Here is a 19,380-nt window from a genome sequence, read left to right as displayed (position 1 = left end):
ACTGCCAGCGATTTGGCTGGAAAACTAGCTGCGGGCCTCGACCCGTTGGCGCGCCAGAGCGCTGTCGCGGTCGTTGATTCCCAGGAAGTTTGAGACCATACGCAGCAGCGAATCCTCGGCGTCGTCCCGTACGCCGTCGGCCAGTACCACTTGCCAGAGGGATTCAAGGATGGCGGTGCGGTCCTCGAATGGCACCGCGTCCTTGATGGCCCGGGTAAAGCGGACGGTGTCAGGGGCCTCGGATTCAAGAATCTGGGCTTGGTGCAGCAAATCAGCGGCGGCGGCGGCGTCCAACCCAAAGCGCGCTTCGAGAATTTGCAGGATCAGCGTGCGCTCTGTTCCGTCAAAATGGCCATCCGCACGCGCGACGCGAACCAACAGCGCGCTTAGCGCCAGTCGGGCGTCTTCATCGGGCAGGGGGGCGGGGCCGGGCTGGGTCAGCCGTTTCAACAGATCTGCAAACATGAGCTCGATATAGGGGTTAAAACGCGTCGCGCCAATCGTGGATGGTCAAGTTTCGCCGATTGTTTGCGCCGCTTGTACGCGCGCTTGCAGGCTGTCCGCCTCGGACAGGCCCAGGGCATGCTTGGTGCGATCAACGACTTCCAGCTCTTCGGGGCGCTCGTGCCCGTCGGCCAGCGCGACCTGCCACATCGCCTCGAGCGTGGCCAGACGCTCGTCAAAATCGACCCCCTCGCGGATCATTTCCGAGAATACGTCGAGATGAGGGGCGTGTTGTTCCAGCTTTTCGCACAAGGCCCGCATCTTTGCGGCCTCGACGGCATTTAAGTCAAACCGTTGCGAGAATATTCGGTCAATGCGTTGAATTTCATGGATATTATAGTTCTTGTCAGACTTTGCCACCCGCACCAAAAGGGCGCCCAGGGCCAGCTTTTCATCCGGCTCGGGTAGCTCCTCTTCTTTCGAGGTGCGAATAGAACGGAACAGTTGCGAGAACATGTAACAAGGCTAGGCGCAGAAACGATTCTGGCAAATCGAAATTCGATCCCTCCGGGGCTTGTCCCGAAAATGTGTCCAAAGTGAAACACTTGGGACGCCCAAAACCGGTCACAATTCGGTCCAACTTATTCCCTCAACCTTCAATAGAAGTTTAATTGAAACGATATGCCAGAAGGAGTTCCGGCGATGAACCGGATGATTTCACAGGACTGGGACGACATGCCAACCGCGTACAAACCTCAGGGCATCGATGAAATCGCGCAAGCGGCGATTGACTTTGACTGGGATGCCGGCGACCTGCGACAGCTGGGCCGACACATGTCGAAGATCGGTTTGGATCTGGCGACAGCCGTAAGGGTTTTCCTGAACGGACGCCCACATGATTTCAACCATATGCATCCCGATGATGTGCCACTGAATGACAGTGCGCGCTGTTCGATGCTGGACAGCCTGCACAGTCGGATTTGCGCTGGTTTCTACCTGCCGGACCCCGAGGTTGGCCTGGGCCCTGTCCGCCACGAAGCACAGGCATGGATCAACGCGCAGCGCCTGGATCGCACTGAACGGCGCGAAGGGCGCTGGGTCTTTGACGAAGCGAAATTCGAGGCAATTTCGGACGACGGTCCGCGCACCTTGATCATGACGCCCGACAACGACAACCGGCCGACGCTGCTGCGTGTGTTGACCGAGCCCTTCTGGCGCTAAGCCAATGATCCAACGAAAAACGGGGCCAATCGGCCCCGTTTTTTATACCAGCCGCGAAGTTTCCACGGCCGCGCGGACAAAGTCCTTGAACAGCGGGTGCGGATCGAATGGTTTGGACTTCAGCTCGGGGTGATACTGCACACCGATGAACCACGGATGGTCGGCCCATTCCACGATTTCAGGCAGGCGACCATCGGGCGACATGCCCGAGAAGGTCAGTCCGCAAGCTTCGAGTTTCTCGCGATACTTGATGTCCACCTCGTAACGGTGACGATGGCGTTCCTCGATCGCGCTGCCGCCATAAACCTCGGCCACTTTCGAGCCCTTGGTCAGCACGGCGTCATAGGCGCCCAGACGCATGGTGCCGCCCTTGTCGTCATCGGCCTTGCGCTTCACCTTGGCGTTGCCCTGCACCCATTCTTTCAGGTGATAAACAACGGGCTCAAAGCGCTTGCCGCCGGCCTCGTGGTCAAATTCTTCGGAACCAGCGGTGTTGATGCCGGCCACGTTGCGCGCGGCTTCGATCACGGCCATCTGCATGCCCAGGCAGATGCCCAGATAGGGGATCTTGCGGGTGCGGGCGAATTCGGCCGCCTTGATTTTCCCTTCGGTGCCGCGCTCGCCAAAGCCGCCGGGGACCAGGATCGCGTGGAAGCCTTCCAGATGCGGCGCCGGGTCTTCGTTGTCGAAAATCTCGGCGTCCACCCACTCGACATTGACCTTCACCCGGTTGGCCATGCCGCCATGGGTCAGGGCCTCTTTGATCGACTTATAGGCGTCTTCCAGCTGCACGTATTTGCCCACGATGGCGACTTTGACCTCGCCGTCGGCGTTGTGGATGCGGTCCACCACGTCGTCCCATTTGGCCATGTCGGGTTTGGGCGCGGGCGAGATGCCGAACGCATCCAGAACCGCCTGGTCCAGACCCTCGTGGTGATAGGCCAGCGGGGCCTCGTAGATCGAGTTCAGGTCATAGGCCGCGATCACCGCGTCCTTGCGGACGTTACAGAACAGGGCGATTTTCTCGCGCTCTTTTTCAGGGATGGGCTGTTCGCTGCGGCAGACCAGAACGTCTGGCGCGATGCCGATGCTCTGCAGCTCCTTGACGCTGTGCTGGGTCGGTTTGGTCTTCAGCTCGCCACTGGCGGCCAGATAGGGCAGCAACGTCAGGTGCATGAAGATACACTGGCCGCGCGGGCGGTCATGGGTGAACTGACGGATTGCTTCGAAGAAGGGCAGGCCCTCGATATCGCCGACGGTGCCGCCGATTTCACACAGCATGAAATCGACCTCGTCATCGCCGATCGCCAGGAATTCTTTGATCTCGTTGGTGACATGGGGGACGACCTGAATGGTTTTGCCCAGGTAATCGCCGCGACGCTCTTTTTCCAGCACGTTCGAGTAGATTCGCCCCGAGCTGACCGAGTCGGTCATGCGCGCCGGCACGCCAGTGAAACGCTCGTAATGGCCCAGGTCCAGATCGGTTTCCGCGCCGTCGTCGGTGACGAAAACCTCGCCGTGTTCAAACGGGCTCATCGTGCCCGGATCTACGTTCAGATAGGGGTCCAGCTTACGTAGACGGACCGAAAAACCGCGCGCTTGCAGCAACGCTCCAAGGGCAGCTGAGGCCAACCCCTTGCCCAGCGAGGACACAACACCACCAGTGATGAAGATATAACGAGCCATGTCGGCTTCTCCCGTGATTTTCGCCTGGCATTTTGCCAAAACCTGCGCCCCTACGGTTCCAAAAAAACCGTAGCACCACGGGACTCAAGCCTTACTAGATTCGCAAATAGAACGCAAGGCGACCGCAAGATGCTGTTACGGTCGTCCGCAGAATTTCAAGGTATTGTGGTTAGTCCGCGCGGGGGACCAACGGGCCGGTGTCGCCTGCCGACGGCGGCAGAAGATCATTGCCGGGCTGGGTTTCCTCGGGGGAGGCCTCTTCGGTGGTGGTGCCGCCCAAGCGGTCCAGAACCGAGCTGCCTGCCGTTTTTTCGGTCGCGATGATGGTCAACGCAAGCGAGGTGCAGATGAAAGCAGCTGCCAGAACCCAGGTGACCTTGCTCAGCGCAGTTGCAGCCGAGCGGCTTGCAACGGCGCCGCCGCCACCACCCATGCCAAGACCGCCGCCCTCGGATCGTTGCAGAAGAACGATGCCGATCAGCGCCAGCGCCAGAAGAAGGTGGATAATAAGGACAACGTTTTCCATTGGGGCCTGCCTGAGATGTCTTTCCGCGTCTATTTAGGGAAAAGCCCGGCAACCCGCAACCCGCCTTCGTCATTCCGCAGGGCCTTGGGCGCGAAATGCTACTCTTCGACGTCGTCCATATCGACCTGGCCGGTCAAATGTCTGCGGATCAGGCTCCAACTCAGGCCGATTCCCAAAACCACAGACAAGGCAATGATCCCCAGCCAGGTGTTCATCCGCTGGTTCTGCAGGTCCAGAAGACCCCAATCGAACAGAACCCAAAGCAGTGCTCCGATGATGGCCATGACCAAAAACATGCCAAACGCCCCGATCGAGCGCAGCGTGGCCCGCAGATAGACGATGTAACCCACAAGCAGCAGCAGCCCCAACAGCACGACCATCGGCAATTGCGAAGAATAGCTTAAACTAGCCCATTTGGCATAGTTGAAGCCGCTGGGGTTGTAGGTCAGCGCCAGAAGAATGAAGGCGGCCAACCAGCGAAGAAAGAAGCCCATTGGACGCCTCGGTGCTGCAAGAAACTCGACTGTATGTCATTATGGATCGCGCAAAGCGCCGCCGCTGTCCAGCCCTGCGGCGAATTTGAGGTTTCACACCGGGGCCGGTGCATATATACGGGCGCGGGTTTGATCCACATATGAAAGAGGACCAGCAATGGCAAACGTCGTCGTCGTCGGCGCCCAATGGGGCGATGAGGGTAAAGGCAAGATCGTGGATTGGCTGTCGGAACGCGCCGACGTGATCGCGCGATTCCAAGGCGGCCATAACGCCGGCCACACTCTGGTGATCGATGGCAAGGTCTATAAATTGCACGCGCTGCCCTCGGGTGTGGTGCGCGGCGGCAAGCTGTCGGTGATCGGCAACGGCGTGGTGCTGGACCCCTGGCACCTGGTGAACGAGATTGCCACCGTCCGTGAACAGGGCGTCGAGATCAACGCCGACACGCTGATGATCGCGGAAAACACTCCGCTGATTCTGCCGATCCACGGAGAGCTGGACCGCGCCCGCGAAGAGGCCGCTTCGAAGGGGACCAAGATCGGCACCACCGGCCGCGGTATCGGACCCTGCTACGAAGACAAAGTTGGCCGCCGCGCCATCCGTGTGGCCGATCTGGCCGATGAGGCGACGCTTGAGGCCCGCGTGGACCGCGCCCTGCAGCACCATGATCCGCTGCGCAAAGGTCTGGGCATTGAACCCGTGGACCGCGACGCGCTGGTTGCTCAGCTGAAAGAGGTCGCAAAGGAAATTCTGCCCTTCGCCGCGCCCGTCTGGAAAGTGCTGAATGAAAAGCGCAAGGCCGGCAAACGTATCCTGTTCGAAGGCGCGCAAGGTGCTCTGCTGGACATCGATTTCGGCACCTATCCTTTCGTGACCTCTTCGAACGTGATTGCGGGGCAGGCGGCGACGGGTGTGGGCATCGGCCCGAACTCGATTGACTACGTGCTGGGCATCGTCAAAGCCTATACCACCCGCGTGGGCGAAGGCCCGTTCCCGACCGAGCTGGACGACGCTGACGGTCAACGTCTGGGCGAGCGTGGCCATGAGTTTGGCACCACCACCGGCCGTAAACGCCGCTGTGGCTGGTTTGACGCGGCCCTGGTCCGTCAGACCTGCGCGGTGAACGGGATCAACGGCATCTCGCTGACGAAACTGGACGTGCTGGATGGGTTCGAGACCCTGAAAATCTGTGTTGGCTATGATCTGGATGGCAAGCGTCTGGACTATCTGCCCACCGCCGCCGATCAGCAGGCGCGCTGCAAACCGATCTACGAGGAAATCCCCGGCTGGTCGGAATCCACCGAAGGCGCGCGCAGCTGGAACGATCTGCCGGCCAACGCGGTGAAATACGTCCGCCGCGTCGAAGAGCTGATCGAGTGCCCCGTCGCCCTGCTGTCCACCAGCCCCGAGCGCGACGACACCATCCTTGTCACCGATCCGTTCGCTGACTGATGGCGCTGAGCTATAAAACCCGCCGCCGCCTGGCGCTGCTGATCCTGGTGGTCGGTCTGCCGCTGTATATCGCGGCGGCGTGGTGGGTGACGTCCTTGTTTGAACGGCCCTCGTTGCTGGTTGAACTGGCCATCTATGTGGCGCTGGGGTTCATCTGGGCGTTGCCGTTCAAGTTCATCTTCAAAGGGGTCGGCCAGGCCGATCCCGATGCGCCGCGCGATCAGGACTGATCTGCGCGTAGCAACGTTTGAAGGATCGCCCGCCGCTGGCCCTCGATCGGGGTGGGGCGGTGGCTGGCGCGGTCCACGTAGACGTGGACAAAAAACCCCTCGGCCGAGGTTTCCTGTTCGTCATTACGGAACAGCCCTACCTCGTACCGGACCGAACTGCCCCCCAGTTTAGTAATGCGGATGCCAGCGGTTACCAGGTCTGGAAACCCCATTTCCGAGAAGTACTTACACCCTGTTTCCACCACCAGCCCATAGCTGTTGCTGCTGTGCGGATCCAGCGCACCCTTGGCGATCAGCCAGCCGTTTACCGCCGTGTCGAACAGCGAATAATGCACCACGTTGTTCATGTGCCCATACATGTCGTTGTCCATCCAGCGGGTCTGGATCTGATAGAAATCGGCATAGTCCTGGCGGGTATTGCGCGGCTGGTTCATCTTTGGTCCCAAGTGGCTGACGTAGGGACAAATCTGCGCCAAATTGCTGGTGGGCGCCAGAGAAGCGTTACGTCAAAAAAAACGCGCCGGCAGGTCCCGACCCACCGGCGCGCATTTCGGCTGACCTCGGGAGGATTCAGCCGCCGTGCTTTTTGATCAGGGCCTTGGCCTCGGCGATCAGGGCTTTGCCGTCGACCCCCTTGGCATCCATTTCGGCCACCCAGCGATCAATCACGGGCTGCGAGGCCGTCTTGAACCGGGCCACTTCCTCGGCAGACAGCTGCACGATGTTGTTGCCGGCCTTTTCAGCGATGGCGCGACCGGGCACGTCCTTGTCCCACATGATTTGCGAGGCAAACTCAGACAGTTTCAGGCCCGATTCGGCATCAATGGCCGCCCGGATGTCGGCGGGCAGGCTGTCATATTTGGCCTTGTTCATCACCATGATGATGGTCGCGGTGTACAGTGCCTCGTCACCGGTGAACTCGGTGTGATTATCCACCAGTTCCGACAGTTTGATGGCCGGGGTGACCTCCCACGGGATCACGGTGCCGCTGACCACGCCCTTGGACAGGGCCTCGGGGATGGCGGGCAGGGGCATGCCGACCGGGGTTGCGCCCAGTTCTTTCAGCATGTCGTTGATCACACGGGTCGGACCACGCAGTTTCAGGCCGGACATGTCTTCGACCTTGGTGACAGGGCGGTTGGCGTGGATCACACCGGGCCCGTGCACCCAGGCGCCCAGAACTTTCACGTCCTTGTATTCACCATCCTGTAGGTCAGTTTCGACCATTTCCTGAAACGCCTTCGAGGTCGCCACAGGGCTGGTCATCATGAAGGGCAGCTCGAACACTTCGGTCTTGGGGAAGCGGCCGGGTGTATAGCCCACGACGGTCATGACGATATCGGCCACGCCATCAATGGCCTGATCCATCAGCGCGGGCGGACGACCGCCAAGCGACATCGCGTCATAGTGTTCGATCTTCAGCTTGCCGCCGGTGGCCGCCTCCACACGCTGTGCCCAGGGTTTGAGGATATGCTTGGGCACGGTCGCCGGGGGCGGCAGGAACTGGTGCAGTCGCAGGGTGACTTCTTGTGCCGAGGCCAGGCTGGGGGCCAGCCCGGCGGCAAAAGCAGCGGCCGCTACTGTCTTGAGAATGTTACGTCGTTTCATTGGTTTCCTCCCTGATACCAATTTTCTTAATTCAGTGTGACCGGCAGGCTAAGCGGGCCACGGAACGCAAATCCCCAGAATTTGGCCTGTTCGGGATCAGGCAAACTCATGTTCGGGAATCTGTCGAACAGCATTGGCAACATGATCTGTGCCAACATCCGCCGGGCGATATGGGTGCCCTGGCAGAAATGCGGCCCGTTCCCAAAGGCTTGGTGCTGGGCTTTAGGCCGGAAAATATTGTATAACTCGGGGTTCTCGTACAGCTCTTCGTCATGACAAGCCGAGGCTTGGGCGGTCATCAGAACCTCGCCCTTGGCGATGTGAAGCCCGCGGAATTCGGTATCCTCGTTGGCGACGCGGTTGCTGACCTGGATCGGAGCGACCCAGCGCACGCCCTCTTCAAAGGCGGCGTCCCACATGTCGTCCGCCACGCAAGCCTGAAGCTGGTCGGGGTTGGACAACAGACCGTAAAGGATGGTCAGCAGGGCGTCGCGCGGTTCGTTGATGCCGCCGCCGATGGCGATTTTCACATTCGCATAGATCTGGCTGGTCGGGATCGGGTCTTCGGCGTTCACCATGGCCGACAAGGCCGAAGCATCGGGGGCCGCCTTCACCCGCTCGGCGCATTTGTCGAAAAGGGCGTTCATTTCTTCGTTGGCGGCATCCGACAGGGCGAACAGTTCGGGGTCATTCCCAAAATTGCCAGCGCCATCGATCAGCGTTTGCGACCAGCGGATCATATCCGCATCCGAGGCCTCGGGGATGCCCAGAAGATGCGTCAGGCAACGCGCCGCATAGGGCGCGGCCAAAGCGCCGAACAGATCCACAGTTTCGCCGCGGGGCAGGCGGGCGACATATTCCTCGGCCACCTTGGTGTATTTCTCTTGCCAGCAGCCTTTGATCAGACGCGGCGCAAAGGCCGGGGCCATGGCGTTACGCTCGGCCTTGTGCTCGGCCCCGTCCTTGCGCATCAGTGTGTGCGCCTGGAACGCGCGCTGCATGGGCGTTCGCGGATCGTTCGAGCTGAACAGCTCCCAGTCTTCCTTGGCGCGCTTGGTATCGGCGGCCTTGGTCAGCAGGATGCGGTTGATGCTGGGCACCCGCACGACCGGAGTTTCGGCCCGCAGTTTGCGATAGATCGAATAAGGATCGCGGGTCAGCTGATCAATCGTGATGTCGGTATTGACCGGAACGGCGGACTGGGTCGCAGTGGTCATTTCTCCTCCTCCCAAAGTCGAAATTGTCGGTCCAGCCTAGTGAGAGGTTTGACATTGGGCAATCCGATGGGTTTGATAGTGCCTATCGAAAAATTGAATGAGAATGACATGGCAGATCCCTTCAACGTGGACTTCGCAGCCCTCAGGACGCTGCGCCTGGTCCATGCGCATGGCAGTTTTTCACGGGCGGCCGAAAGCTTGGGGGTAACCCAGTCCACGATCAGCTATACCGTTTCCAGACTGCGCGAGACCTTTCGCGATCCGCTGTTCGTGCGGCAGGGGGCGGGCATTGTCCCGACCGAGCGGTGCAGCGAAATCGTGACCCAGTCCAGCGAGCTTCTGGACCGGTTCGAAGCCCTGGCCGCCCCGCGTGATTTCGACCCCGCTGTGGCGTCCCTGGAAATCGTGATCAGCTGCAACTTCTACGAACGCATTACCCTGATGCCGGAAGTGGCCCGAACGCTGCGGCGTGAGGCGCCGGGAATGAAGCTGCGGATCATCCCCTCGACCGTGCGCGGAAAAGAGCAGCTGGTACGCTCGGAGTCCGATATCCTGATCGGTCCCATCCAGATCGAGGACGCAGGGTATTACCGCCGCTCGTTGATGGTTGATGACTATGTCTGCGTGATGGATGTGGACAACCCGCTGGCTGGCAGGCCGATGAATGTCGAAACCTACGTCAATACGCCTCAGGTCGTGGTGAACTATGGCGGCAATTTCCGCTCGCGTTTCCTGGTGGTGATGGAGGCGCAGGGCCACTTTCCCAATGCAGTGATGGAGGTGCCAAGCCCCGCCAACCTGGCCGATCTGCTGCAAGGCACCGACCTGATCGCGACCATTCCATCGCGCATGGCGCACAGTTTCGGGCGGCAGATTGCCGTGACCCCATGCCCCTTTCCCGCCGAAATCAGCATTGACCTGTTCTGGACCGCGCGCACCCATGTGTCTGCCCCGCATGTCTGGCTGCGCTCGGTGATTGCGGATGCGGCGGCGCGGCTGGTCGCGCAGGAAAAGGCAAGCTAAGCTGGCTTGCGGGATTTGCATTCAGGATGGATTACTCTATGCACCTTGAAATTACGTCCTAAACCAACCCGATGGGGGCCCCATGTCCGTTTCGATGATGTCGACCTTTGTAAAGCCCATGCACCCCGAAGGGCGCAAGTTCGTGGCCATCGCTGCTGCGATCACGCTGGTCCTGTTCTGGATCTGGCATCCGCTGGGCTGGATAGGCACCGGCATCACCATCTGGGTTTACTATTTCTTCCGCGATCCGGAACGTGTGACGCCCCTGCGCCCCGGGCTGATGGTCTCGCCTGCTGACGGGGTTATCTCGCTGCTGGAGCCTGCAGTTCCCCCGGCCGAGCTGGGTCTGGGCGATCAGCCGATGACGCGGATTTCGGTCTTCATGTCGGTGTTTAACTGCCACGTGAACCGCATCCCGCACGAGGGCACCGTGACCACCGTTGCCTATCGCCCTGGCAAATTCCTGAATGCCTCGCTGGACAAAGCGTCCGAAGATAACGAGCGCAATGGTCTGACCGTGCAAATCGCAGATGGCCGTGAATATGGCGTGGTGCAGATCGCCGGTCTGGTCGCGCGCCGCATCCTGTGCTGGACCGACGAAGGCACCCGCAAGGGCCGGGGCGAACGCTTTGGGCTGATCCGTTTCGGCTCGCGTCTGGATATCTATCTGCCCGAAGGGGTCGAGCCGATGGTCGAGATCGGCCAAACCATGATTGCGGGTGAAACCGTGTTGGCCGATCTTGGCGCCGTGAAAGAGGCCTGACGCATGAAGTCATTCCCCCCTCGTAATGCCGATCGGGACCGCGTGCCCTTCCTTTTGCTGCTGCCGAACATGGTGACGCTGGCGGGGATGTGTCTGGGGCTGACCTCGATCCGGTTTGCGATGGACGAACGGTTTGGCTCGGCCGTGGCGCTGATTTTTCTGGCGGTACTGATGGACGGGCTGGACGGTCTGCTGGCGCGGCGGCTGCGCGCGACCTCGAACTTCGGTGCCGAGCTGGATTCGCTGTCCGATTTCCTGTGTTTTGGCGTGGCGCCGGGCATCCTGCTGTACAAGTTCATGCTGGAGCCGCTGGGCAGCCTGGGGTGGATCTTTGTGCTGATTTTCGCCGCCGCCGCCTGTTTGCGACTGGCCCGTTTCAACGTAATGCGAGGCGCCGGGGTCGAGGTTGACGCGCCCAAGGACGAGGCCAAGAACCATTTCGTCGGCGTGCCGGCCCCCGCGGGCGCGTTGCTGGCTTTGTTGCCGCTGTTTGCTGTTCAAGCCGGCGTTCTAAGCGCCCTGACACCTGCACTGGTGGCGGGATTTTGGCTGGGTCTGGTGGCGCTGCTGATGATCTCGCGGCTCAAGACCCTGTCACCCAAATCCCTGCGCATTCCGCGCGGGCTGATCGTGGTGCTGATGTTCACGCTGGTCGTGGGAATCGGTTTGATGTTCACCCGGCCGTGGCTGTTGCTGGTACTGCTCGATCTGACCTATGTGGCACTGCTGTCGCACGGGGTGATCAAGGCGCGCGGACGTATTTTCAGCTGATAATGGGGCGGGTATTCCCGCAGTTTAATGCGTGAAAATGCGGATATAACAACGCCTTGCGCGTCGAACATCGTTGCCAGAATGTACAGGAGAAATGGTACTCCGTAGGGGAATCGAACCCCTCTTTCCAGGTTGAAAACCTGGCGTCCTAACCGATAGACGAACGGAGCACTCTAGGTGTGAGCGCGCTTTTAGGAAAAGCGGCGCGCTTCCGCAAGAGGAAAATGCCCCCAAGATCAGATTCTTTTTACATTTTTGTTTCGTCGGCGCGGGCGGCGTCCTCGAGCCGCAGCTGCACCGTCTGGCGGCCATTCCAGTGGTTGATCTCCAGCCGTCCGGCCAGATGGAAACGCGCGCCGCCGTGACTCTCTAACAGGGGTCCGAGCGGGCCATCATAGGCGCCGAAGCAAATCGCCTCGATCCGCGCGCCCATGCCGTCGCCGAAGCTGAGTTTCAGGTGCGATTCGCCAATTCGGCGGGTAAAATTGATCGCCACGTCAGGAAAGACAAACCGTGGGGCAGGGGCGCCCGCCCCGAAAGGACCGGCCTGTTCGATGGTCTCGATCAGCTCGATCGTGGCCGCACCGGGCATCAGCATCCCATCGATCTTCAGGTCTGCCGGTCCGCCTTCACCCGCGCCCTGCTTGGCCAAAAGCTCCGACAGGCGGTCCATCGCGGCGTCCAGCTTATCGCGCGCGACCGTCAGGCCGGCTGCCATCTTGTGCCCGCCGCCCTTGATCAACAGGCCTTCGGCGGCCAGACGCTGGATCGAGGCTCCAAGGTCCACGCCCGCAACCGAGCGGCCCGAGCCTTTGCCCTCGTCCCCGTCCAGCCCGATGACGATGGCCGGGCGGTTGGTGGCTTCCTTGATCCGGCTGGCAACAATGCCGACGACACCGGGGTGCCAGCCTTCGCCTGCAGCCCAGACAAGCGGAGCGTCCAGCCCCCGCTCTTCGGCCTGCGCCAGCGCTGCGGCGCGCACCTGGTTTTCGATGTCGCGCCGGTCGGTGTTCAACTGGTCCAGTCGGGCGGCCATCGCATCGGCCTCGTGCGGGTTACGGCAGGCCAGCAGGCGCGCGCCCAGATCAGCCTGACCGATCCGCCCGCCAGCATTGACGCGCGGGCCCAGCAGGAACCCAAGGTGATAGGTCGAGGGCGCCTGATCCATACGCGCGACATCCGACAGGGCCACGATGCCCGGACGCGCGCGGCGGGCCATGACCTTCAGCCCTTGGCGCACCAGCGCACGGTTCACACCGATCAGCGGCGCCACATCGGCCACGGTGGCCAGCGCCACAAGGTCCAGCATGGCCATCAGGTCGGGCCCCTTGGCGTTTTCTTCGCGCATCTGGCGGTTGGCCTCGACCAGCATCAGGAACACCACGGCGGCGGCGCACAGATGCGCCAGATCGCCGGTTTCGTCTTGCCGGTTGGGGTTCACCACGGCCGCGCAGTCGGGCAAGGTCTCGCCGCCCAAATGGTGGTCCAGCACGACGACATCCGCGCCTTTCGCGGCGGCAATCGGGCCATGCGAAAGCGTGCCGCAATCCACGCAGATGATCAGGTCGTGATCGCGGGCCAGCTTGGCCATCGCCTCGTCATTGGGGCCATAGCCTTCGTCGATGCGGTCGGGCACGTACAGCGTCGCCTCGCGGCCCATCTGGTGCAGCCAGTCCAAGAGCAGCGCGGCCGAGCTGCCGCCGTCCACGTCGTAATCGGCGAAAACAGCAATCCGCTGTCTTTGTTTGACGGCGGTCAGGAACCGCGCGGCGGCGGTTTCCATGTCTTTCAGGCTGCGAGGGTCGGGCAGCAGGTCGCGCAGTTGCGGTTCCAAAAACCCCTTGGCCTCGTGGGCGGGAACGCCGCGCCGGGCCAAGATGTTGCAGACGGCGCCGGGCAGGCCGGTGTGCTGCTCCATCGCTTCGGCCAGGCGCATCAGCGTGGCGTCGGGCCCGATCCAGGCCCGTCCGGTTGCTGATGCGTTGACCCCCAGAAATGCCACGTCGCTTAGACGGTTTCGATCCGCAGCGCGACCGGCTTAGCGGTGACCACGTCGGTGTTTTCCATCGCGGTCAGGGCCACGTCCAGTTCGGTGCGGGTGGTGGCGTGCGTGACCAGCAGAACCGGCGCGATGTCGTCCTGGTGGTCGTACTGGCGCATCCGGTGGATAGACACGCCTGCCTCGCCCAGGATCGAGGTGATCTTGGCAAGGGCGCCCGGTTTGTCCTGCAGCGCCAGGCGCAGGTAATAGGGCGCCGGAGTGGCCGATTTCGCGCGCGGTGCCGCGGTCAAGCTGGCGGCGGGCTGGCCGAAAACCGGATAGCGATACCCGCGTGCGATGTCGCAGATGTCACCCAGAACGGCACTGGCGGTGGGGCCTTCGCCCGCGCCTGCACCGCGCAGAACCACTTGGCCCACGCTGTCGCCTTCGATCACGACCATGTTGGTGCCACCCTCAAGCTGGCCCAGCGGGCTGTCCGCCGGCACAAGGCAAGGGGACATGCGTTGTTCCAGCCCGCGATCGGTCATCTGGGCCACGCCCAGCAGTTTTACGCGATAGCCCATGTCGGCCGCGTCCTTGATGTCTTCGAGCGAGATGCGCTGAATGCCTTCCAGCTCGACCCCGTCGAAATCGACCTGGGTGCCGAACGCGATCGAGGAAAGCAGCGACAGCTTGTGACCCGCGTCGATGCCGCCCACGTCCAGGTTGGGATCAGCCTCGAGATAGCCCAGCTTGTTGGCCTCGTCGAACAGGGCGTTATAGCCTTGGCCGGTGGCCTCCATCCGGGTCAGGATATAGTTGCAGGTGCCGTTCATCACGCCCATGACGCGGGTGATGGCGTTGCCCGCCAGACCTTCGGTCAGGGCCTTGATCACGGGGATGCCGCCAGCCACCGCAGCCTCGTAGCGGATCACCTGACCGCCGGCCTCGGCCTGTTCGGCCAGGGCCTGCCCGTGCAGCGCCAGAAGGGCCTTGTTGGCAGTGACCACGTCCTTGCCTGCGGCCAGCGCGGCCTCGGTCGAGGCTTTGGCCGGCCCGTTCGAGCCGCCCATCAGTTCAACATACACGTCAACATCGTCACGCTTGGCCAGGGCGACGGGGTCGTCCTCCCAGGCGTAACCGGACAGGTCCACGCCGCGATCCTTGTTGCGGGTGCGGGCCGAGATGGCCGAGATGGTCACCGGACGCCCGGTGCGCATAGTCAGAAGGTCGGCTTGATGTTGGATAATTTTCACGACACCGATCCCGACGGTGCCCAGTCCAGCAATGCCCAGACGCAAGGGTTGGCTCATCGAAGCCTCCTGACAGAAGTTTAATATTTAGCCGGGATGTATCGTTTCCGGCGGGGCCATGCAACTTGGCAAATTACGAAATGCCGGGATTTGGCGGGGGCAGTGCTCTTATTGTCCGGCCGTTGCCCGCATCTGCGCCGCACGTGCCCGCAATGCCGCCACTCGCAACTCCTGCGACAGTCCCGCATGGCTGAAGCTTTGCGTATCCGCAGTTTCATCCAGCACGGTATCCAGGGGGATCAGCGCAGGATAGGGTGCGGCCTTGGCCTCGGGGGTTATCTGGCTGTCCAGATCGGGCAGCTGCGTACAGCCGCTGATCGCAGCAAGGGCCAGCAAGACAGTAAGCAAAGAACCAAAACGCATCGGGCCACCGTAAACAAAGACATTCATTTTGTGCCCCGAAACAGGACCGGTCCGCAAGTCTTTGGGTTTCGGTTTGCGCTGAACCGCCGTTCAGATAAAGTTCGCCCATGGCACGTACGGCAGGATCCCATTCCGATATCACAGGCCCCCGGCTGCAGATGGCTGCGCTGCGGCTGTTCGCGCAGCACGGGTTCGCCGCTGTTTCAATGCGTCAGATCGCTAAAGAGGTCGGCGTACAGGCGGGGGCGTTGTACAATTACATCCCCGACAAGCAGAGCTTGCTGTTTGACCTGCTGCGCCAGCACATGGAAGACCTGCTGGCCGCGTGGGAGGGACAGGATCACGGTGGCTCGGCTGCCGAGCGGTTAGAGGCGTTCACGCGGTTTCACATCAACTATCACCTAGAACGCCCCGACGAGGTGTTCATCTCGTATATGGAACTGCGAAACCTGACGCCCGAAAATTTCGCCGTGATCGAGGGGCTACGCCGCCGATACGAGGATCACCTGGAACAGATCCTGCGCGACGGGATGGAGCAGGGAAGCTTTCAGATCCCTGACGCCAAGGTCGCCACGATGGCCGTGATCGCCATGGTGACCGGGGTGACCACCTGGTACCGAACCGCAGGACGCCTAAGCCAGGATGAAGTGGCGCAGATTTACTGGACCATGGTGCAAAAGGCGGTTTCGGCGTAAGGCTGGCCCAAAGGATTCGCACCCAACTGACAGGAGCCCTCATGCAGGATCAATCCACCGAAATTCTGGCCACCGCACAGGCCTCGGTTCCGCGTCGCTGGATGGGAATTGGCATGTTGGCCCTGCTGGGCGGGCTGCTGGTCTATGTGGCGTTTGTCACGCCGCCCGCAACGACCGGCTGGCAGGTGTTCTTGCTGCTTCTGGGGGCGGCCTCGTTGTATCTGGCCGAAAAGATGCGCCGGGCGACCGAGCGCGTCGTACAGCTGACCTCGGGCGGACTGCAGGACGACACCGGCGTGATCATCGCTGGCATCGAGGAAATCGCAGCTGTCTCGCGCGGGACATTTGCGGTGAAACCCTCGAACGGGTTCACGATACGGCTGAACGGCGGGGGCGCCCGCGCCTGGCAGCCGGGTGTTTACTGGCGTTTTGGCAAGCGTGTGGGCATTGGGGGCGTCCTGCCGGGCGCCCAGACCAAGTTCATGGCTGAAATGCTGGAAGCAATGCTGGCGCAGCGCTCTTAGGTGTTCGACCAGGGAAGCAGCGGCGCAAAACGCGGGCTGGTGGTCACGAAGTTATGCATCTCGCGCTGGGCCAGACCCACCGAGAAGGGCGGGGTATAGCGGCTCCAGGTTTCCACCAGGATCACACGCTCGTTGTCGGACATGATTGGCAGTTTGCCAGCCAGGTTGGACAGGTCGGTCGAGGCCAGGGGCTGAATTTCGCCGCGGGTCTTGGACCAGTCGCGGGTATAGGTGGCGTCCTCTTCGTCCCATTGCACCACGGTGACGCGCAGCTTGGTCGGATTGTTGGCGTTGGTCAGGTAGTCGAACAGAGAAAGCATCCCGTCCATATAGTCGTCGTTGATCGAATTGGTTTCGCGCGACAGCACGTCCCCGATCATATACGCGGCTTTGATGTTGATGCTGTTCTGACGGTAAGCATCGAAAAAGACGAACGAGGCCAGGAAGGTCCAGAACAGCACGGGCAGGGCCAGGACGGCTTCGATTGCGACGGTGCCGCGGGTGTCTTCGACAAAGGCGCGCAGCCGCGCCATGAACAGTTTTCGTTTAAAACTCATTACATTGGCTCCTGCACAAAGGCCGAGGTCGCGACAAGGGCGGCCATGCCGGCACCATCCTTGTCCAATTGCTTGCCAAGACCGGCACCGGGGAAGATCGGTTCGAACTTCGCGCAGGCACGCAGCAACATCAGTTCATTATCCATCCCGTTGACGAAGCTTCGCACGGGCTGCACTTCTTCGGACTGGTCGGTGCAGTCGAAAGTAGCTTCAGGCGCGACCCAGTTCGTGGGGTCGATGCGGATCATCTCAAGACGCAGGTTCAGCTCGCAATCGGGGATCACGGGTGCGTTTTCGCAAACCAGTGACTTGATCTCGTCATGCTGGGGCGCCGAGCCTGTTTCCAGACGAATGTCGCGGACGACCAGATCCAGCGCGCGTTCCAGCATGGTCTCGCGCATGGTGATCATCGACAGTTCAAACGAGGACAGCAACACCCCCAGGAAGAAGGGGAAGACCACGACAAACTCGACCGTGGCGGTGCCCTTTTCGTCGCGCCACTTGCGCCGAAAATGTTTCAACAAACCTGTCATTGCACGAGCCTCAGTTTACGGATGGACGCGGCGATCGAAGAAAACGCGTCTTCGATCTCAAGCCCGTCGACGTCGAAGTAATGCCCGTCCGAGCTGGCGCAATCCTGCAGCAGGCGCTGCCCTTTGTTGGGGGCCTCGAAACCGATGGTGTAGACGATGATGCCCGCATCCTTGGCCGCATCACAGATATGTTTCGTGCGCTGGTCCTTGGCCGATGCTTCCAGCTTGCTGAAGGCTGCCTCGTACCAGGTCGCCCAAGCGTTGCTCATGTCGGCATAGTTATATTCGGCGTTCCACTTCATCGACAGCTGGTTCCACAGTTCCTGGAAGGTCAGGCGCACCGCGGTGCCCGGCTCGTCCACCGTTTCGCAGGTGGTCGTGGTTGTGGTGGTCGTGCTGCCACCGTCACCGCCACCCCGACCGCCGCCACGGCCTCCGCCGCGGGCGTGGTTGACAAGGGTTTTCTGTCCGCTCCAGCTCGTGGTGCCACCGGTCGTGGTGGTCGTGGTGGTGCAGACCTCGTGGGTGCCGCTGCCATAGGGGTGATCATTCCAGGTGTCCTCGTGCGGCCAGTAGTAGGCCAGGTCCGAGTTCGAGGAATGTTCGCTGCCGCTGGATTGATAGACCGAATACAGGTCTTCCTCGGCATTGTAATAGATGGGCGACTCGCCCTCGCGCATTGACGGGTTCAGAAAGTATTGCGTGGTGTTTTCGCCGTCGGTCATCAACACGATGATCTTCATCAGACCACCCGAGTTGAAGGCAACCGGGCGCCCGGCGAAATCACTGGGTACTGCGCCGTCCGCGATCAGCTGGGTCACGACGCCTTCCATTTCGTTGTCCAGAAGAAGCGTGCCCCACTTCATACCGACGTCGATCGAGGTGTTCCCGGTGGCTTCAAGCGCGTTGATATAGTTGTGCAATTGGGTTTCGCTGCTGGACAGCGGCAGAATTTCGCGGCTGGCCCAAACAGGGCAGACAAAGCCTTCTTCGGGCGGGGCGTCATAGGTGAACGGGTCGAAATGACCGGTGCGCTCCAGGACTTGGTCACCATCAAGGCCGGTTTCGCTGAATTCATCCGCGCCGAAGTTCACGCAGTGCGAATAGTTGTGCTCGTCCGTGACGTTCAACTGGTCCAAAATCTGCGAGCCGCCGCTGACCTGCATGGCGTAAGGAACGACCGAGATCGAAACACTGCCAGCTTCGGACGAGGCCAGGACCGTCGACACGAATTCCCGTGCGGCGGGTTTCAGGCGGGTCAGCCGCGAGTTGCTGTTCATCGAGCCCGACACGTCCAGCACCAAAGAGATCTCAAGCCCGTCGATGCTTTCCATCGCGGCGCCGTTGGCACGGGCGGTCAGGGTGTCGATGCCCATCAGTTTCAGAAAGAAGGTGCTGAACTCGAACGCCGCCGATGCCTCGACCCGCTTCGAGCCAAGGCTTTGCTGAACATTGATACCCGTCAGGTAATCGGCCATTCCAGCTTTGGTGAAATAGTCGGTCACCACGTCGTCGGCTGCCAGCTCCTGGTCCATGTCAGCGGCGGCCAGAACGGCGCGGTCCAGCGTGTTCTGCAGGCGCGCCCGGTCCATTTCATAGCGCATCATGTCGATGCCGATGCCGCCGACAACCAGCATGGTCAACAACATCAGCAATGAGAACGCCACCATCACCCCGTCTTCTTCTTTGCGGAAGCGGTTCAACTGGCTGATGATGCGGCGACCTGCCTGACCTGGGCGGGGCCGCTTTGTGTCATGGGCTGGTTTCATGTTCTGTTCCAAACTGGTTTAATCACTCGCGACAAGGTCCTGTGCGAAGACGCACGGACTCTCTCGGGGATTATTTCTCGTTCACAAAAAGGGCCTAATTATGGCGCAAACCGGGCGAAGCTGGCCGATTGTTTTTCCTTTTTGGGGCAATGCCTTGCGTGAAACAGGCTTTGTTGCGGATTGCTGAGTAATAGAGTGAAAAATGACGT

The 19,380-nt window shown here is 61.1% G+C and carries 22 protein-coding genes and 1 tRNA gene; 8 read left to right on the top strand and 15 right to left on the bottom strand.

What is annotated here, in order from left to right:
- Positions 1-24 precede the first annotated feature (24 nt).
- Both ACOQOQ_RS16705 and ACOQOQ_RS16700 read right to left on the bottom strand, forming a co-directional pair.
- Positions 25-465, bottom strand: coding sequence for a TerB family tellurite resistance protein (locus ACOQOQ_RS16705; RefSeq protein ID WP_420568107.1), 441 nt, complete (start codon positions 463-465; stop codon positions 25-27).
- Between the two features lie 45 nt (positions 466-510).
- Positions 511-960, bottom strand: a complete 450-nt coding sequence (locus ACOQOQ_RS16700) for a TerB family tellurite resistance protein (protein ID WP_420568106.1) — start codon at positions 958-960, stop codon at positions 511-513.
- A gap of 186 nt (positions 961-1,146) precedes the next feature.
- Between ACOQOQ_RS16700 and ACOQOQ_RS16695 the strand changes: the two genes are divergently transcribed.
- The gene (locus ACOQOQ_RS16695; protein ID WP_420568105.1) at positions 1,147-1,665 is read left to right on the top strand and encodes a hypothetical protein; all 519 of its coding nucleotides are present in this window, start codon (positions 1,147-1,149) and stop codon (positions 1,663-1,665) included.
- Between the two features lie 42 nt (positions 1,666-1,707).
- Here ACOQOQ_RS16695 and ACOQOQ_RS16690 read toward each other — a convergent pair whose 3' ends face one another.
- From ACOQOQ_RS16690 to ACOQOQ_RS16680, 3 genes are all read right to left on the bottom strand, one after another.
- Entirely contained in the window at positions 1,708-3,351 is a 1,644-nt protein-coding gene (locus tag ACOQOQ_RS16690) for a CTP synthase (RefSeq protein WP_420568104.1), read from the bottom strand.
- A gap of 169 nt (positions 3,352-3,520) precedes the next feature.
- Positions 3,521-3,877, bottom strand: coding sequence for a preprotein translocase subunit SecG (gene secG, locus ACOQOQ_RS16685; RefSeq protein ID WP_420568103.1), 357 nt, complete (start codon positions 3,875-3,877; stop codon positions 3,521-3,523).
- 98 nt (positions 3,878-3,975) lie between these two features.
- A complete protein-coding gene (locus tag ACOQOQ_RS16680; RefSeq protein ID WP_420568102.1) occupies positions 3,976-4,371 on the bottom strand; it encodes a DUF6524 family protein in 396 nt (131 codons plus the stop codon).
- Between the two features lie 157 nt (positions 4,372-4,528).
- On the opposite strand from ACOQOQ_RS16680, the gene ACOQOQ_RS16675 reads away from it, so the two are divergent.
- Positions 4,529-5,824, top strand: coding sequence for an adenylosuccinate synthase (locus ACOQOQ_RS16675; protein ID WP_420568101.1), 1,296 nt, complete (start codon positions 4,529-4,531; stop codon positions 5,822-5,824).
- Positions 5,824-6,054, top strand: a complete 231-nt coding sequence (locus ACOQOQ_RS16670) for a DUF2842 domain-containing protein (RefSeq protein ID WP_420568100.1) — start codon at positions 5,824-5,826, stop codon at positions 6,052-6,054. The genes ACOQOQ_RS16675 and ACOQOQ_RS16670 overlap by 1 nt, the downstream gene beginning before the upstream one ends.
- On the opposite strand, the gene ACOQOQ_RS16665 is transcribed toward ACOQOQ_RS16670, so the two are convergent.
- From ACOQOQ_RS16665 to ACOQOQ_RS16655, 3 genes are all read right to left on the bottom strand, one after another.
- Complete coding sequence (locus tag ACOQOQ_RS16665; RefSeq protein WP_420568099.1) at positions 6,045-6,488, bottom strand: acyl-CoA thioesterase; 444 nt, start codon at positions 6,486-6,488, stop codon at positions 6,045-6,047. The genes ACOQOQ_RS16670 and ACOQOQ_RS16665 overlap by 10 nt on opposite strands.
- A gap of 136 nt (positions 6,489-6,624) precedes the next feature.
- A complete protein-coding gene (locus ACOQOQ_RS16660) occupies positions 6,625-7,662 on the bottom strand; it encodes a TRAP transporter substrate-binding protein (RefSeq protein WP_420568098.1) in 1,038 nt (345 codons plus the stop codon).
- A gap of 26 nt (positions 7,663-7,688) precedes the next feature.
- Positions 7,689-8,879 carry a cytochrome P450 gene (locus ACOQOQ_RS16655; protein WP_420568097.1) on the bottom strand — a complete coding sequence of 397 codons (1,191 nt, stop codon included), beginning with the start codon at positions 8,877-8,879 and terminating at the stop codon, positions 7,689-7,691.
- A 108-nt stretch (positions 8,880-8,987) separates the two neighbouring features.
- On the opposite strand from ACOQOQ_RS16655, the gene ACOQOQ_RS16650 reads away from it, so the two are divergent.
- The 3 genes from ACOQOQ_RS16650 (at position 8,988) to ACOQOQ_RS16640 (ending at position 11,436) form a co-directional block, all read left to right on the top strand.
- A complete protein-coding gene (locus tag ACOQOQ_RS16650; protein ID WP_420568096.1) occupies positions 8,988-9,902 on the top strand; it encodes a LysR family transcriptional regulator in 915 nt (304 codons plus the stop codon).
- An 82-nt stretch (positions 9,903-9,984) separates the two neighbouring features.
- Positions 9,985-10,665, top strand: a complete 681-nt coding sequence (locus tag ACOQOQ_RS16645) for a phosphatidylserine decarboxylase (RefSeq protein WP_420568095.1) — start codon at positions 9,985-9,987, stop codon at positions 10,663-10,665.
- 3 nt (positions 10,666-10,668) lie between these two features.
- Entirely contained in the window at positions 10,669-11,436 is a 768-nt protein-coding gene (locus tag ACOQOQ_RS16640) for a CDP-alcohol phosphatidyltransferase family protein (RefSeq protein ID WP_420568094.1), read from the top strand.
- A gap of 95 nt (positions 11,437-11,531) precedes the next feature.
- On the opposite strand, the gene ACOQOQ_RS16635 is transcribed toward ACOQOQ_RS16640, so the two are convergent.
- From ACOQOQ_RS16635 to ACOQOQ_RS16620, 4 genes are all read right to left on the bottom strand, one after another.
- Positions 11,532-11,606, bottom strand: a tRNA-Glu gene (locus ACOQOQ_RS16635).
- 77 nt (positions 11,607-11,683) lie between these two features.
- The gene (gene recJ, locus ACOQOQ_RS16630) at positions 11,684-13,438 is read right to left on the bottom strand and encodes a single-stranded-DNA-specific exonuclease RecJ (RefSeq protein ID WP_420568093.1); all 1,755 of its coding nucleotides are present in this window, start codon (positions 13,436-13,438) and stop codon (positions 11,684-11,686) included.
- 5 nt (positions 13,439-13,443) lie between these two features.
- A complete protein-coding gene (locus ACOQOQ_RS16625; RefSeq protein WP_420568092.1) occupies positions 13,444-14,730 on the bottom strand; it encodes a homoserine dehydrogenase in 1,287 nt (428 codons plus the stop codon).
- 108 nt (positions 14,731-14,838) lie between these two features.
- Positions 14,839-15,120: a hypothetical protein gene (locus ACOQOQ_RS16620; RefSeq protein WP_420568091.1), complete on the bottom strand. Its 282-nt coding sequence runs from the start codon at positions 15,118-15,120 to the stop codon at positions 14,839-14,841.
- A gap of 80 nt (positions 15,121-15,200) precedes the next feature.
- Between ACOQOQ_RS16620 and ACOQOQ_RS16615 the strand changes: the two genes are divergently transcribed.
- Both ACOQOQ_RS16615 and ACOQOQ_RS16610 read left to right on the top strand, forming a co-directional pair.
- Positions 15,201-15,788, top strand: coding sequence for a TetR/AcrR family transcriptional regulator (locus ACOQOQ_RS16615; protein WP_420568090.1), 588 nt, complete (start codon positions 15,201-15,203; stop codon positions 15,786-15,788).
- A gap of 41 nt (positions 15,789-15,829) precedes the next feature.
- Positions 15,830-16,312, top strand: coding sequence for a hypothetical protein (locus ACOQOQ_RS16610; protein ID WP_420568089.1), 483 nt, complete (start codon positions 15,830-15,832; stop codon positions 16,310-16,312).
- Here the strand turns inward: ACOQOQ_RS16610 and ACOQOQ_RS16605 are convergent.
- Genes ACOQOQ_RS16605 through ACOQOQ_RS16595 form a run of 3 tightly spaced genes read right to left on the bottom strand, consistent with a single transcriptional unit; the run spans position 16,309 to position 19,171 of the window.
- Positions 16,309-16,869, bottom strand: a complete 561-nt coding sequence (locus tag ACOQOQ_RS16605) for a TadE/TadG family type IV pilus assembly protein (protein WP_420568088.1) — start codon at positions 16,867-16,869, stop codon at positions 16,309-16,311. The two genes, ACOQOQ_RS16610 and ACOQOQ_RS16605, sit on opposite strands and share 4 nt — an antisense overlap.
- Entirely contained in the window at positions 16,869-17,402 is a 534-nt protein-coding gene (locus tag ACOQOQ_RS16600) for a TadE/TadG family type IV pilus assembly protein (RefSeq protein WP_420568087.1), read from the bottom strand. The genes ACOQOQ_RS16605 and ACOQOQ_RS16600 overlap by 1 nt, the downstream gene beginning before the upstream one ends.
- Positions 17,399-19,171, bottom strand: coding sequence for a pilus assembly protein TadG-related protein (locus ACOQOQ_RS16595; protein WP_420568086.1), 1,773 nt, complete (start codon positions 19,169-19,171; stop codon positions 17,399-17,401). The genes ACOQOQ_RS16600 and ACOQOQ_RS16595 overlap by 4 nt, the downstream gene beginning before the upstream one ends.
- Between the last annotated feature and the right edge of the window lie 209 nt (positions 19,172-19,380).

Source organism: Thalassovita sp., from assembly GCF_965218685.1.
GTDB lineage: Bacteria > Pseudomonadota > Alphaproteobacteria > Rhodobacterales > Rhodobacteraceae > Thalassobius.
The sequence above is the reverse complement of the archived record's forward strand: the minus strand, read 5'-3'. Positions and strand labels throughout refer to the sequence as shown.

Bases quoted from the DNA above. Each gene is read 5' to 3' on its own strand.
- ACOQOQ_RS16695 (WP_420568105.1), top strand. From the start codon at position 1,147: ATGAACCGGATGATTTCACAGGACTGGGACGACATGCCAACCGCGTAC.
- ACOQOQ_RS16650 (WP_420568096.1), top strand. From the start codon at position 8,988: ATGGCAGATCCCTTCAACGTGGACTTCGCAGCCCTCAGGACGCTGCGC.
- ACOQOQ_RS16660 (WP_420568098.1), bottom strand. From the start codon at position 7,662: ATGAAACGACGTAACATTCTCAAGACAGTAGCGGCCGCTGCTTTTGCC.
- secG (WP_420568103.1), bottom strand. From the start codon at position 3,877: ATGGAAAACGTTGTCCTTATTATCCACCTTCTTCTGGCGCTGGCGCTG.
- ACOQOQ_RS16595 (WP_420568086.1), bottom strand. From the start codon at position 19,171: ATGAAACCAGCCCATGACACAAAGCGGCCCCGCCCAGGTCAGGCAGGT.
- ACOQOQ_RS16620 (WP_420568091.1), bottom strand. From the start codon at position 15,120: ATGAATGTCTTTGTTTACGGTGGCCCGATGCGTTTTGGTTCTTTGCTT.
- ACOQOQ_RS16665 (WP_420568099.1), bottom strand. From the start codon at position 6,488: ATGAACCAGCCGCGCAATACCCGCCAGGACTATGCCGATTTCTATCAG.
- ACOQOQ_RS16655 (WP_420568097.1), bottom strand. From the start codon at position 8,879: ATGACCACTGCGACCCAGTCCGCCGTTCCGGTCAATACCGACATCACG.
- ACOQOQ_RS16670 (WP_420568100.1), top strand. From the start codon at position 5,824: ATGGCGCTGAGCTATAAAACCCGCCGCCGCCTGGCGCTGCTGATCCTG.
- ACOQOQ_RS16690 (WP_420568104.1), bottom strand. From the start codon at position 3,351: ATGGCTCGTTATATCTTCATCACTGGTGGTGTTGTGTCCTCGCTGGGC.
- ACOQOQ_RS16675 (WP_420568101.1), top strand. From the start codon at position 4,529: ATGGCAAACGTCGTCGTCGTCGGCGCCCAATGGGGCGATGAGGGTAAA.
- ACOQOQ_RS16705 (WP_420568107.1), bottom strand. From the start codon at position 465: ATGTTTGCAGATCTGTTGAAACGGCTGACCCAGCCCGGCCCCGCCCCC.
- ACOQOQ_RS16645 (WP_420568095.1), top strand. From the start codon at position 9,985: ATGTCCGTTTCGATGATGTCGACCTTTGTAAAGCCCATGCACCCCGAA.
- ACOQOQ_RS16680 (WP_420568102.1), bottom strand. From the start codon at position 4,371: ATGGGCTTCTTTCTTCGCTGGTTGGCCGCCTTCATTCTTCTGGCGCTG.
- ACOQOQ_RS16610 (WP_420568089.1), top strand. From the start codon at position 15,830: ATGCAGGATCAATCCACCGAAATTCTGGCCACCGCACAGGCCTCGGTT.
- ACOQOQ_RS16615 (WP_420568090.1), top strand. From the start codon at position 15,201: ATGGCACGTACGGCAGGATCCCATTCCGATATCACAGGCCCCCGGCTG.
- ACOQOQ_RS16605 (WP_420568088.1), bottom strand. From the start codon at position 16,869: ATGAGTTTTAAACGAAAACTGTTCATGGCGCGGCTGCGCGCCTTTGTC.
- ACOQOQ_RS16625 (WP_420568092.1), bottom strand. From the start codon at position 14,730: ATGAGCCAACCCTTGCGTCTGGGCATTGCTGGACTGGGCACCGTCGGG.
- ACOQOQ_RS16640 (WP_420568094.1), top strand. From the start codon at position 10,669: ATGAAGTCATTCCCCCCTCGTAATGCCGATCGGGACCGCGTGCCCTTC.
- ACOQOQ_RS16600 (WP_420568087.1), bottom strand. From the start codon at position 17,402: ATGACAGGTTTGTTGAAACATTTTCGGCGCAAGTGGCGCGACGAAAAG.
- ACOQOQ_RS16700 (WP_420568106.1), bottom strand. From the start codon at position 960: ATGTTCTCGCAACTGTTCCGTTCTATTCGCACCTCGAAAGAAGAGGAG.